We start from the raw sequence: 15,473 nt of genomic DNA on the forward strand, positions 1-15,473 counted from the left end.
GCGCATCAAACATGCAAAAAAGATGCCACATTTATTTATAAACGGTTAACTTATTTATTTGTATAGCAATAATATTTTTTATCATTCTGTAAAATTAAAAGCACACTTTTAAAATGCACCAAAATATTGCACAATTTTAATATTGATCAAAAATAATGCTCTATTTTGGTTCTTTTATCGTCAATTAAATGGGTCGCTGATTTCGCGCTCGGTCTGTTTTGGTGCCTTTTGATCGATGGCTGATGCTTTGGTTGAAGACGCTGGTAATTCGGCATTGGAGCGTGACTGGCGAACATCCACCACATTGCCTTGCGCATCACGGCGCGTAACCGTGGTGCTGGTCGTAGATGAGCTCGGCGCGTTTGCCAATGGATTAAAAGTTTGAGGTTCCACGCGCGGCAATGCGGCTGGTTTTAAATTGATTTCATGCAATTGTGCCACCAGCCCCAACTCGTCAGACCCCAGATCATTCACCAGAGGCGCCAGACTGGCAAAAGATACTGCATGCGGGCGAACCGATGCCGGTAGTTTTAATTCAAGCTGTTTTAACTGCGAATTGGCAGCAGACTCACTTCCAAAGGTGCCGTAAACCAGCATATATTGCTCTTGCTGATCGGGCCCAGTTAGACGGAAGTAGTAAAACTGATTTCGGTCAGCACGAGTTTTTAAATAGTTCTTAATGATGTCTTCATCTGAAGCACGAAAAAGCTCTATCGTCCAGCTTTTCTTGTTTTCACTGACGAACTTGGTGCCCCGAAACTCGGACTCATGCAAACTGGCCGTGACCACGCGGGTGGTTAAATCCAGAGGTTTCACTTCTTGAGATAGCATCCCAAGATGACTGGTGGCCGCCACTTTCTCGGGTTGAATTTGCACTTGAGTTTGCGCAATATCAGTACGATCCATTTCGACCAGCTTGTCGGTGTCGTTAATTACCCAAAACACCAATGCAAAAAACAGACAGACCAGCGCACACACCAGCCAGCTGTAATGCTGAATTTTTTGCCATAGTGTGCGATGTGCTGTCATGCATTCACCTTATTGATTTACAGTTTGATTTGCAAGAATTGCGGCTTTCATTTGATCGACATCAAAAGTCTTGGTAATGACTGCCTGACCTAGACGCTGCAATAATACCAGTCTTAGCTGTCCATTGAGCACTTTCTTGTCATGCGACATATAAGACAAAAATGCGTCCAGCGGAATTTGCGGACATGATATCGGCAAACGCGCACGCTGAATAATCTTTTTTGTACGCGCCAGATCTGCTTCAGAAATCCAGCCCATGCGCTGCGATAAATCAGCCGCCATAACCATACCGGTTGCCACTGCCTCGCCATGCAGCCATTCACCATAACCCAAATATGATTCAATGGCATGACCAAAGGTGTGACCCAAATTAAGTAAAGCGCGTTCACCTTGCTCTTTTTCGTCGTTTGCTACAATTCGTGCCTTATGAGCGCATGAGCGATACACCGCTTCTGCAAGCAAAGTTTCATTTCCAGCGACCAGCTCGTCCATGTGTGTTTCGAGCCATGCCAAAAATTCAAGATCCCCGAGCAAGGCATATTTAATCACTTCGGCTAGCCCCGCAGACAGCTCACGCGGTGGTAAAGACTTTAACTGTGACATATCGGCCATGACCACTTCAGGCTGCTTAAAGGCCCCGATCATATTTTTGCCTAATGGATGATTAATGCCTGTTTTTCCACCGACACTTGAATCAACTTGAGACAACAATGTGGTTGGCACCTGAATAAAGTATACGCCACGCTGGAAACTCGCTGCGGCAAAGCCAGCCATATCGCCAATCACGCCACCACCAAGTGCCAGCACGGTACAATCCCGATTAAACCCGGCTTGGAGCAGCGCATCAAAAATAAGATTCAAGTGCTCGATATTTTTGTATTTCTCGCCATCTGGCAGCACACATACAGCCACTTGCTTGTCTAGAGCAGTCAACGCATCCACATAGTGTTGCAGATAGAGCTGCTCTAGCGTGGTATTTGTCACGATCATCACCTGACGACCTTTGATATACGGTGCAAGCAGGTTGTGTGGCTGTAATTGACTACCAATAAAGATTGGATAACGGCGATCGCCTAACTCTACGTGAAGTGTTTGCATAAACATTTAAACCGGTGAGAAAACTAGTGCAATTGGGGCGTTAAGATCACGCGTAAAATTTGCTGGGCAAGATCACGTGCTGCGCCTTGATTTGTTTCAATAATATGATGGGCCACTTCACGGTACAACGGATCTCTGGTACTGAGTAAATCTCGAAGGCGTTGCTCCGGATTCTCGACCTGCAATAAAGGACGATTTTTATCACGATAGGTGCGTTGTAATTGTAACTCGACAGGCGTAAACAGATAAATCACGACGCCGCGTGTTTTTAGATAGTTTCGGTTTGCTGCTTGGGTGACAGCGCCACCACCTGTAGCCAATACCAAATGGTGACGAGAGGTAAGATCATCGAGCACATTGGTTTCTCGGCCACGAAAGCCCAATTCACCTTCTTTTTCAAAAATCCATGGAATTGTAGCACCTGTTCTGCGTTCAATTTCATGATCGCTGTCGAGAAATTCACGCCCCAACAATTCTGCCAAATGCCGCCCAACGGTGGTCTTTCCTGCTCCCATGGGACCTACCAAATAAATATTGGGTAGGCTGTCAAACTCTTTGCTTGGCAAGGAGTCACCTATTGAATTACTTGAATTAAAACTATATTAATGATTTCCAACAATAGTGTCATTAACTATTCGAGGTGTCACAAAAATTAGCAGTTCATTTTTCGCTTCACTTTTTGCGGTCTTTTTAAATAAACGCCCCACATAAGGCAAATCACCTAAAAATGGCACTTTAGTCACCGCATTAGACGTGGTTTGTTCGAATACACCACCCAAGACAACTGTCTCACCATTATTCACCAAGACATTGGTATTGATCGCATTTTTATTTAAAATGGCCTCACCGTTTTGGGCATAACTATTGATCGAGTCATTGGCAATATTCAGTTCCATCAAAATTTTACCGTCTGGGGTAATGTTGGGTGTGACTTCCAGACTGAGCAATGCTTCTTTAAATGAGGTTGTGGCAGTTGATCCTGCTGCCGAATTGGTGGTGGACTGATACGGCACTTCCACACCGGTTGCTACTTTGGCTTTTTGCTTGTCGGCGGACATCACTTTCGGTGTTGAAATCACTTCGCCGTATCCGTCAGCCTGCAAGGCAGACAGCTCCAAGTCCAGCATAAAATCAGACAAGCTGATTAAACCAAATGAAATACTGCTGGCGCCTGCTGTCGATACCCCTAAATCAACACTTAAGTTATTGTTAATGGTGTCGCCATTACGCAAGTTCCATAAGGTTGAATTTTTACCTGTGACCTGTAAATCATTGCCTGTCGACAAGACGCCCCATTTCACTCCCATTTCTTTACTAAACGAGGTCGATGCACGCACAATCCGTGCTTCAATCATGACTTGTTTCACCGGAATATCCAGCAAATCAATCATGCGTCGGATCTGGTCAATCTTTTGCGCAGTGTCATTTAAAATAAGAGTATTGGTACGCGGATCAAAAGAAATCGTGCCACGCGGGCTTAACAAAGTGCCAACGCTATCGCCCAAAGGCTCCACCGTCGCACCACCAGTCGTGGCAGTACTGGTAGTACCGCTGTTTCGACCTTGAGTAATCAATTTTTCAATATCTACCGCTTTGGCATATTTAAGCTGAATAAACTCGGTTTGTAACGGCGAGAGCTTGGTACTTTGTGCAATCGCTTTGGCTTCATCTTCTTCAGACTTGATCATCTCGGTGACAGGTGCTATCCAGATCACATTTCCATTACGGCGCTTGTCCAGATTTTTTGTTTTTAAAATAATATCCAGCGCCTGATCCCACGGCACGTCTTTAAGGCGCAAGGTAATATTGCCTTGTACAGAATCTGCGGTCACCATATTGATATTGGTAAAATCGGCCAGTAACTGTAATACGCGGCGTACTTCAATGTCTTGAAAATCCAGTGAGATCTTCTTACCCGTATAGTTTTGGTTGTTTTTTGAGTTTAGTCTGACATTATCTTGTGGACGCTTTAAACTGATGGTGAGTTTATTTTCGGCCTGATACGCCATGTATTCATAACTCCCCGTCGACTGAATCGAGACCACACCGTTGCTGCCATTATTGAATGCATCAATCGATGCCACAGGCGTTGCAAACTCGGTGGTATTCAGGCGGCGCGCCAGATGCGTCGGAATTTTGATGCCGGGAAAACGCACCACCACCTTGCTGCCTTCTTGCTGCACATCGACAGGCGTGGTACTGCCTTGCAGATCAATCACCACCTGTCCTTCACCTTGTGCTCCTTTTTGAAATCCAATATTTCCAATAGAAAGCTGGTTTTTTGGGGCTGGAGCGGCAAGTGGGGTCGCGGCAGAGGCCAGATTATTAATTTTAAGAATGAAGACATTGCCTTCTACACGCGTGGTAAATGCACCTGAATTTTTAAGATTCACCGTGACACGGGCGCGTTTTTCATCTGCACTGACTTCAATTCCCGAGGCTTCATTGCTGGTGAGCGCAATACTGCGTTTGGCCAGTTTTTGCGTGGCTTGATCGAAATCCAGAATCAGACGAGAAGGCTGCTCAAGTTGATACGACTGAGGTTGTGGCGGCAGTCCATTAAACATAATCCGCACTTCGGTCCCTTGTCCCGGAATCGTCATCGGGACGACATTGGTAATGGCGACCTGCGCACTTGCAACTTGCATCATGGCATAGGTCACACTTGCCATCGTAAATTGACGAATTACCTGTTTCATCGAGACTCCCCCAAGCATAAAAACGTTCAAGCTTTTTCTCATTATTATTCCCCTGTGCACTAGGGCTTCGGTCCAATTAAAACCAAAGATCGTGGCCGTTCAATAAATCCATCACGTCCATCTGGCACAATTTCCATTAAATCAATTTGTGTGGGTGAGATGGCTACAATCCGCCCTTCATTCAGCCCCATATAATTGCCAATTTGTACACGCTCAATTTCACCATCAGGCGTTTGAATTAATGCCAGAATTTGGCCATTGATGCGGCGCATACTGCCTTTCATGTTTAATGATTCAAGCGCATAACTTTCAAGTGGCTGTTTGGGTCTGGATAGATTTGGGTAAACGCGTTTTCCAGACATCACCTTGAGTTCTGCGGCAATCGAGTTCGGCAAGAATGGATTGCGTAACTGATTGGCAGAATAAAGGTAGGGCGGAACAGGCATAAATACAGGCGCAGGCTCAATCGGTAACGGTGGCTGACTTTGAATAGCGGCCATTTGCTGCTGCACACTGTCAATGCGTGAATCACAACCCGCAAGCCCCAGCACCACCACACTCAAGCACAGAAGTTGACGTATCATTAAGGTGTCCCCCCTTGTGCTGCTGCGGGTGCGGCAGATGGCTGAACCGACGAGGCAGCGTTTTGCTCGTCTACACCGATATAACGATATGTTTTCGCCTTGACGCTGTAATCGACCTGCGGAATATCCGAGGTTTCTTTGGTAGGTTTTGCTTCAATGACAAAATCATGCATGGTCACGATACGCGGCAAGGCCGAAATACCACTGACAAAGGCACCAAAAGCATGGTAGTCACCCGTGGCTTCAATCGAAATTGGCTGCTCTACAAAAATTTCTTGTTTGACCTCATTTTCAAGCCGAATATTTTTAAATTTTAAACCCGAGTTCACACCCGTCATGTTGATGTCTTCGACCAAGCCCGGAATCTCACTTTCCTTTGGAAGTTGCGTCAGTTGCTGATTAAAGCTGGCCTGCATTTCGACCAATTGACGCTGATACTGCTGTAGATTGCGTAGTTTGGATTCTTTTTCTTTAAACTCATTCAGAAGGTTTTGTTCTTGCGCACGCGCGGTCTGTATGGCGTCTAACTGCGGAAGAATCATGACAAAATAACCAAGCGCCACCACTAAGAAAAAAATAAATATCCAGCAGGTGATTTTGACCGATTTGGGCCAGCTCCCGTAATTGCTCATGTCGAGCGTATTAAACTGCTGAAAAAACTTATCCACCGTCATGCGTTTTTTCTGCACAGGTGCTTGCTCAGGTGCCGTGTGATCGACTGGATCTCGTTTCATGGCTTAGCCCCCGAATTGGCTGCTGTTGCAGTGGTGGTTGGTGGCGCATAGGCCACACCAATTTCACCCAAATCGACACTGACCAAAAAACTGCCGTATGCTTCTTCAGGTCTTGGCACAACAGACGTTGGCGCCTTCTCTTTGGTATCGTCGACCGCCAGAAATGAATTCATAAAGGCATTACGATACCAAGGCGATGCCTCAAGGTTGCGTAATAATTCGGCTACGGTATTCGGGCTTTCGGCTCGGCCTTCTAGCGTGAATTTATCGCCAGTCCGGGTAAATTTGGTCAGATACATATTGTTTGGTGTAACCCGAACAATTTCATCAATGAGGCGAACTGCCACAGGACGCTGCGATTGCAAGCCCTGAATCAGTTTCATCCGTTCTACAATCGCATCTCGCTGCTGCTGTAAACCATCGAGTGCTTTGAGTTGATGGTCTAAGGCTTGATTGGTAGTAATAAGTAACTGATTGGCCTGCTCTTGATCATTAAGCTTGAAATTAAAATACGTCCAGCCCAATGCAACGGCAGCGCATCCGAGTATTGCCACCAAACCACTAAGTAAAATAAATTCTTTTTTACGCTTTTCTCGCAGTTTATCGCGCCATGGAAGGAGGTTAATGCGTGTCATCATCGAAACTCCTCAAGGCTAGCCCACATGCCACCATGAGCGATGCAGCATCATTTTCGATCTTGCGAACATCCACCTGTGGTGAAAAATCCATTTGTAAAAACGGATTGGCCACCGTCACCCGATAGCCCAGTTTTTGCTGCAACAATCGGGCCAGCCCCGGAATATTGGCATTTCCGCCTGCGAGCAAAATATGGTCAATTTCGTTGTACTGCGAAGATGAAAAGAAAAACTGTAATGAACGCGCCGCCTGCTGAACCAGCGCTTCTAGGTAGGGCTCAAACACTTCTGCGGTAAAATCCTCGGGCAACGAGCCGTCTTTTTTGGCACGTCCTGCTTCTTCATAAGACATTCCATAGCGTTTTTGAACGTCTTGAGTGAGTTGTTTACCGCCAAAAACCTGCTCGCGGGTATAAATAATCTTGCCCTTTTGCATCACCGACAGCGTGGTCATGGTATGGCCAATATCTAAAATTCCCACCGTACTTACGCCCATCGGCAAGGTATCGGCAAAAACCTGAAATGCACGCTCCATGGCATAGCTTTCAACATCTGCCACCTTAGGCGTTAAACCTGCCAACTCCAGCACTTCAACACGCGTATCGACATTTTCGGTACGTGTCGCTGCAATCAGGACATTGACCCGATTAGGATTGGCTGGGCGTTCTGGCGTGACTTCAAAATCAAGACTGACTTCATCTAAAGGAAATGGAATAAAACGCTCGGCATCCATTCGAATCTGAACTTCTCGCTCATCATCGGTCATGTCGGCATCCATTTCGATCAGTTTGTGTACGACCATTGAGGTGGGCACTGCAATGGCCGCTTGGGTCGCTTGTGGATTGGCCAGATTGATGGCGCGCGTCAATGCGTCGGCCACCGCTTCAGGATTAAGAATATTTTTCTCAACTACACTGCTTTCTTGCAGCGGAATCAAGCCATAACTTTCTACACAGTAACGATCATTTTTGGCAGAGAGCTCGAGTACTTTGACCGAAGTCGAACTGATATCAACCCCAACCAACCCCTTATTGGTTTTACGGTATAATCTGAGCACGTAAATGGTGTCCTATTATTTTTCTGTCCCCCAAAGAAGCAAGGGCTAATTATATCTAGGTCATTAATTTTATGCGGATACAATATCTCATCTAACAATCCGCTATTCTAAAGGATATACTGACCCACAATTAGTTTGCGTTAAGCTCTTATTAAAACCCACTTGTTATGAAAAAGCTATCCAGTTCAGGCCGCGTTCACCCATTTTTTTTGTTCATTATCATGGTACTTGTCTCAGTTCCGATGGGTTTTTATGGCATGTATCTCTATATTGCCCCGTCTTTGCCTGAAATGAGCTCCTTGAAAAAGGCGCCGTTGCTTAAACCATTACAGGTTTATACCGCAGACAATCAATTAATCGCAGAATATGGCGGTAAACTTTCAGTTCCGGTTGAATATAATCAAATTCCACCACATTTTATTCATGCTTTTTTGGCAGCTGAAGACTCATCTTTTTTTGAGCACAGCGGGATTAGTTTTAAGGGTTTGGGGCGTGCATTAAGTGAAACCGTAACCGGTTCAAATGTACAAACGGGTGGCTCGACCATTACCATGCAGGTGGCGAAAAACTATTATTTATCGCCAGAGCGTACTTTAAAACGTAAACTGACTGAAATTTTCTTGGCGCGAAAAATTGAGCAAAACCTGAGTAAACAAGAAATCTTGACGCTATATGTCAATAAAATTTTCTTGGGAAAAAATGCTTATGGTATCGCGGCCGCCGCCAAGATCTATTATAACAAAACCCTTGATCAGCTCAGTATTGCTGAGATGGCCATGATTTCGGGCTTGCCTAAAGCACCCTCTAAGTACAATCCCGTAGTTAATCCAGAGCGCGCACTTGAACGCCGAAACTGGATTTTAGGACGCATGTTGCAACTTGGCTATATCAATCAGACCGAGTATCAACAAGCAGTGGCCGAGCCCATCAACCTCGATATGCCAGACCGTGGTGTAAGTAACCGCTTCCCATATATTGGTGAAATGGTACGTGCAGACCTGGTCGAAAAGTTTGGTGAACAGGCAGTCGATTCTGGTTATAAGGTTTACACCACCATCAATAGCCAGCGCCAAGCCTATGCCGAGCAATCGGTACAAGATGGACTTGAAGCCTATGATCGCAGACACGGCTGGCGAGGTGCAGAGGCACATGATAAACCGCTGAATCAATTCATTCCTTATGCCAATACCTTTCCTGCCGAAGTCATTAAAGTCGGAAGCAATACATTTGAAGCACGCATGCAGGATGGACAGACTGTCACGGTGCCTTGGTCGGGAATGTCGTGGGCACGCCGCTATCGCAATGCCAATAGCGTAGGCGAATTGCCGTCACGCGCGTCGCAGATTGTGAAAGTCAAAGATATTGTGCGCTTACGTCCGAATGACGATAAATCTGCTTGGTCATTGGTGCAAATTCCACGGGTTCAAGGTCAATTAATTGCACTGAATCCAAATGACGGTTCGATTGAAGCCGTGGTGGGTGGATATAACTTTTACCAATCAAAATTTAACCGCGCATTACAAGGCTGGCGTCAACCGGGTTCGACCATCAAGCCGTTTATTTATGCCTTGGCCATTGAGCGTGGTATGACACCGTACTCCATGGTCAACGATAGCCCGATTACCATCGGACGCTGGTCGCCGAAAAACTCCGATGGCCGCTATCTAGGCATGATTCCACTACGTCGAGCGCTGTATTTATCACGTAACACCGTTTCGGTGCGCTTATTACAAACTGTGGGCGTTGAACGGGCCCGACAGTTGCTGATGGATTTTGGTTTGCAAGACAATCAGATTCCACGCAACTTCACGATTGCCTTGGGTACCCCACAAGTCTTACCGATCCAGATGGCAACTGGCTATGCCACTTTTGCCAACGGCGGTTATCGTATTCAACCGCACTTTATCCGTCGTATTGAAGATGCTTACGGCAAAGTTATTTTTGAAGCAAAACCTGAGTATGCCTGTATTCCTTGTATCAATGAACAGCCTGCTGCTACAGATACAGCACCTCAAACCCCAGATGATGAAGTGATTGAGGTCAATAACCAGACCTTGCAGCAACCACCCGCTCCTGCTGTAACAGCATCTGAAGACACTGCCAACTATCGTCAAGCACAGCGGATTTTAAAATCCAGTTCAGCTTATGACATGGCCAATATTCTTCGGGATGTTATTTTGCATGGTACAGGGCGCGCGGCGCTTAAAATTGGTCGTGACGATTTAGGCGGTAAAACCGGTACCACTAACGATGCCAAAGACGCTTGGTTTGCAGGATTTAATGGCAAACTCGTTGCAGTGGCATGGGTCGGTTTCGACCAGCCTACAACGCTGGGCCGACGTGAATATGGCGGTATTGCAGCACTACCGATCTGGACCAACTTCATGGATCAGTCGCTAAAAAATACACCATCTGCGTGGGTACGTCTGGACAAAAATGCCAAAGCGCCAATTTCACGCGAAAAACCAACCATTGAAATTAATAATCGCAATGACGATAAAGCCTCACCACCGCTGGCACGTCCGCTATATGTGCCTGCGCCTGTGGCACCTGTTGCAACACCTGACAGTGATTTTGCCGATTTACCGGGTGAAGAGATTCAGGTTCCACCATCGAATACCGCGCCATCGACACCCAAGAAAAGCGATGCGCCCAAACGCGGCGATGCGCTAGAAGGCCTGATTAATCAGGTCACTTAATCGAAAAAAAACAGCCATCAAATTGATGGCTGTTTTTTTCGGACTTTAAATAGATAAAGCTGGAAACTTGCGGTGAGGTGCATGCCCTCTTGCGCTTCAAGTGCTTCTCGTTTTTCAGCTTTAGCTTTATACGCATATGGCGTCATGGCGATTAAATGCTTGAGTTGGATTTGATTTAAATCAAACGTACTTTCCACACTCACAGATTTAACCAGTTCGAAATCGTGCTGAAGCTGCTCGACAAACTTTTCAGGGGTATGCGGATTCACTTCATCAAACAAGGCCGCGCGCATACCAAGTAAATGCTGGGGTGCTGGCGTGGCCACCATCAAGTAACCTTCCGGTTGAAGGACACGTAAAATTTCCTTTTGGGGAATCGGGCTAAACAGACTGGTGCAGACATCTATGGACTGATCCAGTACCGGTAGCACTGCGCCAGTTCCAACCATCCACGTCACCTGTCGATTCAGTTTTGCTGCACGTTGAACCGCCGTCTTGGCGATATCTAGACCAATACAGTGCTTTACATGCTGTTGCATGGCATCGGTGTAATATCCTTCGCCGCAGCCAATATCGAGCAAGTACTTTGGATTTAAGCTGGCGAGTTCAGCTTCTAAGGCATCGCGTAAAGGCTGATAAAATCCCTCGCTTAAAAAAGCACGTCGAGCCTGAACCGACTCAGGGGTATCGCCCGGACTTTTACTGTGCTTGTGCTGCACCACATGCAAATTTACATAGCCTTGTTTGGCCACATCGTAGCTATGTCCTTGCGTACAGCGCCAAGTCATCTGATTAAGCGCCAGTTTGTCGCCGCACACCGGGCACATCAACACATTCATATTCGGTTTCCTCATAAAAAAAGCCGGCGGTGCCGGCTCTTTTTGTCTGATGGGTAGCTTAACGCAATTTTAAAGTCATTAGCCCCAAAACCACCAGCATAATTGTAATAATCCAGAAACGCGTCACGACCTGCGTCTCTTTCCAACCTTGTTTTTCATAATGGTGATGCAGCGGCGCCATCAAGAACACCCGCTTATTGCGCATTCGCAGCGATCCGATCTGTAAAAATACCGAAACGGCTTCCATCACAAAGACACCGCCCATAATGGCAAATACGATTTCCTGACGCACCATAACTGCAATCGTGCCCAGCATCGCACCCAGTGCAAGCGCGCCGACATCACCCATAAAGATTTGCGCAGGGTGTGCGTTGTACCATAAAAATGCAAGGCCTGCACCCACCATCGCCGAGCAAATCACCACCAGCTCAGAGGTATATTTCACATATGGAATGTGCAGGTAATTGGCAAAACGGATGTCACCAGCCAAATACGCAAATACCCCTAAACCTGCTGCCACCATTACAATCGGCATAATGGCCAAACCATCCAAACCGTCGGTCAGATTGACCGCATTGGAAGCGCCATTGATCACCAGATAAGTAAATACGATGAATGCCAGACCCAAAGGAATGGCCGACAACGGAATGGTGAGATTTTTAAAGAATGGAATCAATAAATCCAGCATGTTGGCAGTGTGAATCGGATTGTCTTGATGTTGTGCAATCACATACAAACTGATTCCCGCACCAATAGAGGCCAGTGACGTCCAGAAAAACTTTTTACGTGCAGGCAGCCCAGCATTGTCTTTATAGCGGATTTTGATCCAGTCATCGGCCCAGCCCACAGCGCCAAAAACCACCATCACGCCCAGCACAATCCAAACGTATGGATTGGATAAATCTGCCCAGAGTAAGGTGCTGATTCCAATCGAGAGTAAAATGAGGACACCGCCCATCGTGGGTGTTCCCATTTTTTTGGCATGATTTTCAGGTGCAAAAGAACTAACGGCCTGACCGTATTTCAATGCTTGTAGTTTACGAATCATCATCGGACCAAGCATCAAGCCAATTGCCAGTGCCGTAAGGACACTGAGCAACGAACGTAATGTTAAATAACGAATCACTTGGAACGAGCTGTTATAGCCCGATAGATGTTCAAACAACCATAACAGCATTTAAAGTTTCTCCATCAAATCAGCCATCAACGTTTCCATATGGGTATAACGAGAACCTTTAAACAAGAAACTCATGGACTGGGGTTGATGTTGGTGTGTTAATTCAATTAAAAATGGCAGCGCGTCTGCCTGTGTTGCAAACGCAGTTAATTTTTCTGGATGCTTACTACGCTGGGCACCCTGTTGCATGGCGGCTGCATACTCGCCTACCGCCACGACATAATCAATCGCTTCGAGCACAAGATCATGCCCTAAATCGAAATGTTCCTGCGTGCTGGCGTCACCGAGCTCACCAATATCACCCGTCACCATCACTTTTACACCGGTCTGCTGCGCCAGTACGCCTGCGGCAGCCCGCATGGATCCCGGATTAGCATTGTAGGTATCATCGATAAACAGATGCTGCTGGTGACGAATAAAGTTGAGTCGTCCTTTAGCGCCTTGCGCATGCTCAAGCCCTGTCACGATATCATTCAGCTCAATACCCATTGCCAACGCAAAGGCAGTTGCGGCCAATGCATTATCGACATTATGTTCACCGGCAAAGGGCAAAATCACATGTGCCTGACCGCGTGGGGTATGCAGATGAAATTCACTCGATTGTGCATGCAGCACCACATCCGTGGCATATACCTCGCCCCCGTCACCAAAACTTAAATGTTTTTGGGTACGGACGGCTTGGCGAATCTGCTGGGTAAAGTCGTCATTGGCCGGCACAATTGAAGTGCCTTCAGCGTCGATATGATGATAGATCTCGGATTTTGCACGGCAGATACCATCGCGCCCACCAAACTCACCCAAATGTGCCGTACCGATATTTAAAATACCCGCCACATGAGGTTGAACCAGTTGCGATGTATAGTCAATTTCGCCCTGATGATTGGCACCCAGCTCCATGACCGCATAACGGTGCTCGGGTTTTAGCTCAAGCAGCATCATCGGTACACCCAAATCGTTATTTAAGTTACCGCGCGTGACCAGCGTCGGCGCCAGTCGCGACAAGATGCTACCCAACATTTCTTTCGTGGTGGTTTTACCACTACTTCCAGTTAGCGCCATGACCTGTAAGTCTGGATATTGCTGACGACGATAAGCACCTAAGTGTCCAAGCGCCAAGCGGGTGTCCAAAACCACCAATTGGCAAATGTCTAAATCTAGTGGATGCTCTACAATCGCGATCTGACAGCCGTTGGCAGCCACCTGTGCCACAAAGTCATGGGCATCAAAGCGCTCACCTTTGAGGGCAAGAAACACATCGCCGGCTTCGGCGTGGCGTGAATCTGTTAAAATTCTTTTAATTTGCGTACTTGGCGCACGCCCGTTGTGCCAATGGCCTTGGGTCGCGTGCTGTAATTGTGCTGCGGTCCACGGCTCAAGTGGCACCGTACTGGTTGTCGACGTATGCATAAAAAAACCTACTGCGCAGAAGAGGCCGAAGAAATCGATTGATGCTGAGCGTCTAGGGCATTTTGTACCTCGACGACATCATCAAACCAATGGCGTACACCCTGAATATCCTGATAATTTTCGTGGCCTTTTCCAGCGATCACCACAATATCGCCCGCTTGTGCATGATTGACCACATAACGGATTGCATCACGTCGATCATGTAGTTCATACACCTCATGACCAGAAAAATCGATGCCGGCTTTCATATCTGTAAAAATCTGCTCTGGATTTTCTGTCCGTGGATTATCCGATGTCAAAATGACTGGATTTGCGCCATTTAAGGCTGCTTGGGTCATCAGCGGGCGCTTACCCCGATCTCGATCGCCACCACAACCAAACACCGCCCACAAACGCTGTCCGACATGACGCTGCAAAGTTTTCAGCACTTGTTCAAGCGCATCTGGTGTATGGGCATAATCCACTACAAAAACGCGCTCTTGATCGCGGATCACTTGCATACGCCCTGGCGCGCCTTTGAGCTGTAGGGTGCTTGCACAAAGCACTGCCAGATCAAAACCGGCTTGCTCTGCTGCAATTAAGCTAGCAACCAAGTTTTCGACATTAAAATGCCCAAGCAATGGGCTGTGTACCGGATACTCGCCCTGCGGCGTAACCAAAGTAAAGCGCGCACCTTCCAAGCTAAAGCTTAAATCTTTAACGCTATAGTCTGCGGCCTGTTGAAGCGAATAGGTAAGCACTTTAGGCTGAGCGGGATTCGCGCGAGCCACTTGCAGCATGAGCGGTGCAAAGGCATCGTCTAGATGAATAATTGCAACTTTTAATGATTCAAAGGCAAACAAACGCGACTTGGCTTCTGCATACGCTTCCAGCGTGCCGTGATAATCCAGATGATCACGACTTAAATTACTAAATACCGCGATTTCAATGGCACAGCCTTGCAGTCGGCCTTGCTCTAGTCCATGCGAGCTGGCTTCTAGCGCAGCAAATTTGGCGCCTTGCTGTGCATAGTCATGTAAGGCAGACTGAAGCTGTAGTGCGTCGAGTGTGGTGTGCGTCGATGGATTTAAATGCGGTAAAATTCCGTTACCAGTGGTGCCCATCACGGCACAGGTCTGATGTTGCAGGGTCAATAGCTCTGCAATCAGGCGTGAAATGGTGGTTTTACCATTGGTCCCCGTGACGGCGACAATCCGTGCAGGCTCAACAGGTGCAGTATGCTGCAAATAAGCACGTTGCCAGATACCCATGCGGTGGCGGACATCTGGACACACCCATTCTTTTTCCAGCCCCAAAGGCTGTTCGCAAATCACACCCAGAGCACCATGTGCCAGTGCCGCTTCGGCAAAAGCACGGGTTTTTTCTGGCTGTGAGTAACTGGTCAGTGCAATAAAAAGCTGATCTTTTTTAATAAAACGGCTGTCGAGACAAAATCCCTGAAACGGTTGATCTCGCCAGCAAACTGCCGCATCTACTGCAGCGATCATTTGAAATGAAACGCGCATTCTCCACCTC

Annotated in this window: 13 protein-coding genes; 1 reads left to right on the plus strand and 12 read right to left on the minus strand. The window is 47.0% G+C overall.

The window, feature by feature from the left end; genetic code table 11:
- Positions 1–180: 180 nt before the first annotated feature.
- The 8 genes from L2096_RS03295 to L2096_RS03330 are packed head-to-tail and all read right to left on the minus strand — an operon-like array spanning position 181 to position 7,836.
- Positions 181–1,029 carry a hypothetical protein gene (locus tag L2096_RS03295; protein WP_250364860.1) on the minus strand — a complete coding sequence of 283 codons (849 nt, stop codon included), beginning with the start codon at positions 1,027–1,029 and terminating at the stop codon, positions 181–183.
- A gap of 9 nt (positions 1,030–1,038) precedes the next feature.
- Complete coding sequence (aroB, locus tag L2096_RS03300; RefSeq protein ID WP_076033597.1) at positions 1,039–2,127, minus strand: 3-dehydroquinate synthase; 1,089 nt, start codon at positions 2,125–2,127, stop codon at positions 1,039–1,041.
- A gap of 23 nt (positions 2,128–2,150) precedes the next feature.
- Positions 2,151–2,693 carry a shikimate kinase AroK gene (gene aroK / locus L2096_RS03305; protein WP_004934229.1) on the minus strand — a complete coding sequence of 181 codons (543 nt, stop codon included), beginning with the start codon at positions 2,691–2,693 and terminating at the stop codon, positions 2,151–2,153.
- 36 nt (positions 2,694–2,729) lie between these two features.
- Positions 2,730–4,826: a type IV pilus secretin PilQ gene (locus L2096_RS03310; protein ID WP_250364861.1), complete on the minus strand. Its 2,097-nt coding sequence runs from the start codon at positions 4,824–4,826 to the stop codon at positions 2,730–2,732.
- A gap of 59 nt (positions 4,827–4,885) precedes the next feature.
- Positions 4,886–5,410 carry a pilus assembly protein PilP gene (locus L2096_RS03315; RefSeq protein ID WP_250364862.1) on the minus strand — a complete coding sequence of 175 codons (525 nt, stop codon included), beginning with the start codon at positions 5,408–5,410 and terminating at the stop codon, positions 4,886–4,888.
- Positions 5,410–6,144: a type IV pilus inner membrane component PilO gene (locus L2096_RS03320; RefSeq protein ID WP_250364863.1), complete on the minus strand. Its 735-nt coding sequence runs from the start codon at positions 6,142–6,144 to the stop codon at positions 5,410–5,412. Before L2096_RS03320 ends, L2096_RS03315 begins: the two co-directional genes overlap by 1 nt.
- On the minus strand, positions 6,141–6,779 hold the full coding sequence (locus tag L2096_RS03325; RefSeq protein ID WP_104124045.1) for a PilN domain-containing protein: 639 nt from the start codon (positions 6,777–6,779) through the stop codon (positions 6,141–6,143). Before L2096_RS03325 ends, L2096_RS03320 begins: the two co-directional genes overlap by 4 nt.
- The gene (locus L2096_RS03330) at positions 6,766–7,836 is read right to left on the minus strand and encodes a pilus assembly protein PilM (RefSeq protein WP_004934220.1); all 1,071 of its coding nucleotides are present in this window, start codon (positions 7,834–7,836) and stop codon (positions 6,766–6,768) included. The genes L2096_RS03325 and L2096_RS03330 overlap by 14 nt, the downstream gene beginning before the upstream one ends.
- A 167-nt stretch (positions 7,837–8,003) precedes the next feature.
- Between L2096_RS03330 and ponA the strand changes: the two genes are divergently transcribed.
- The gene (gene ponA, locus L2096_RS03335; protein WP_250364864.1) at positions 8,004–10,535 is read left to right on the plus strand and encodes a penicillin-binding protein PBP1a; all 2,532 of its coding nucleotides are present in this window, start codon (positions 8,004–8,006) and stop codon (positions 10,533–10,535) included.
- Between the two features lie 17 nt (positions 10,536–10,552).
- Here ponA and L2096_RS03340 read toward each other — a convergent pair whose 3' ends face one another.
- Genes L2096_RS03340 through L2096_RS03355 form a run of 4 tightly spaced genes read right to left on the minus strand, consistent with a single transcriptional unit; the run spans position 10,553 to position 15,463 of the window.
- Complete coding sequence (locus L2096_RS03340) at positions 10,553–11,374, minus strand: putative RNA methyltransferase (RefSeq protein ID WP_250364865.1); 822 nt, start codon at positions 11,372–11,374, stop codon at positions 10,553–10,555.
- A gap of 58 nt (positions 11,375–11,432) precedes the next feature.
- A complete protein-coding gene (gene mraY, locus L2096_RS03345) occupies positions 11,433–12,551 on the minus strand; it encodes a phospho-N-acetylmuramoyl-pentapeptide-transferase (RefSeq protein ID WP_004934213.1) in 1,119 nt (372 codons plus the stop codon).
- On the minus strand, positions 12,552–13,958 hold the full coding sequence (locus tag L2096_RS03350) for a UDP-N-acetylmuramoyl-tripeptide--D-alanyl-D-alanine ligase (protein ID WP_250364866.1): 1,407 nt from the start codon (positions 13,956–13,958) through the stop codon (positions 12,552–12,554).
- A gap of 8 nt (positions 13,959–13,966) precedes the next feature.
- On the minus strand, positions 13,967–15,463 hold the full coding sequence (locus tag L2096_RS03355; protein ID WP_111812787.1) for a UDP-N-acetylmuramoyl-L-alanyl-D-glutamate--2,6-diaminopimelate ligase: 1,497 nt from the start codon (positions 15,461–15,463) through the stop codon (positions 13,967–13,969).
- Positions 15,464–15,473: the final 10 nt, after the last annotated feature.

The sequence above is a fragment of the Acinetobacter sp. ACZLY 512 genome (assembly GCF_023614015.1).
Lineage (GTDB): Bacteria > Pseudomonadota > Gammaproteobacteria > Pseudomonadales > Moraxellaceae > Acinetobacter > Acinetobacter soli.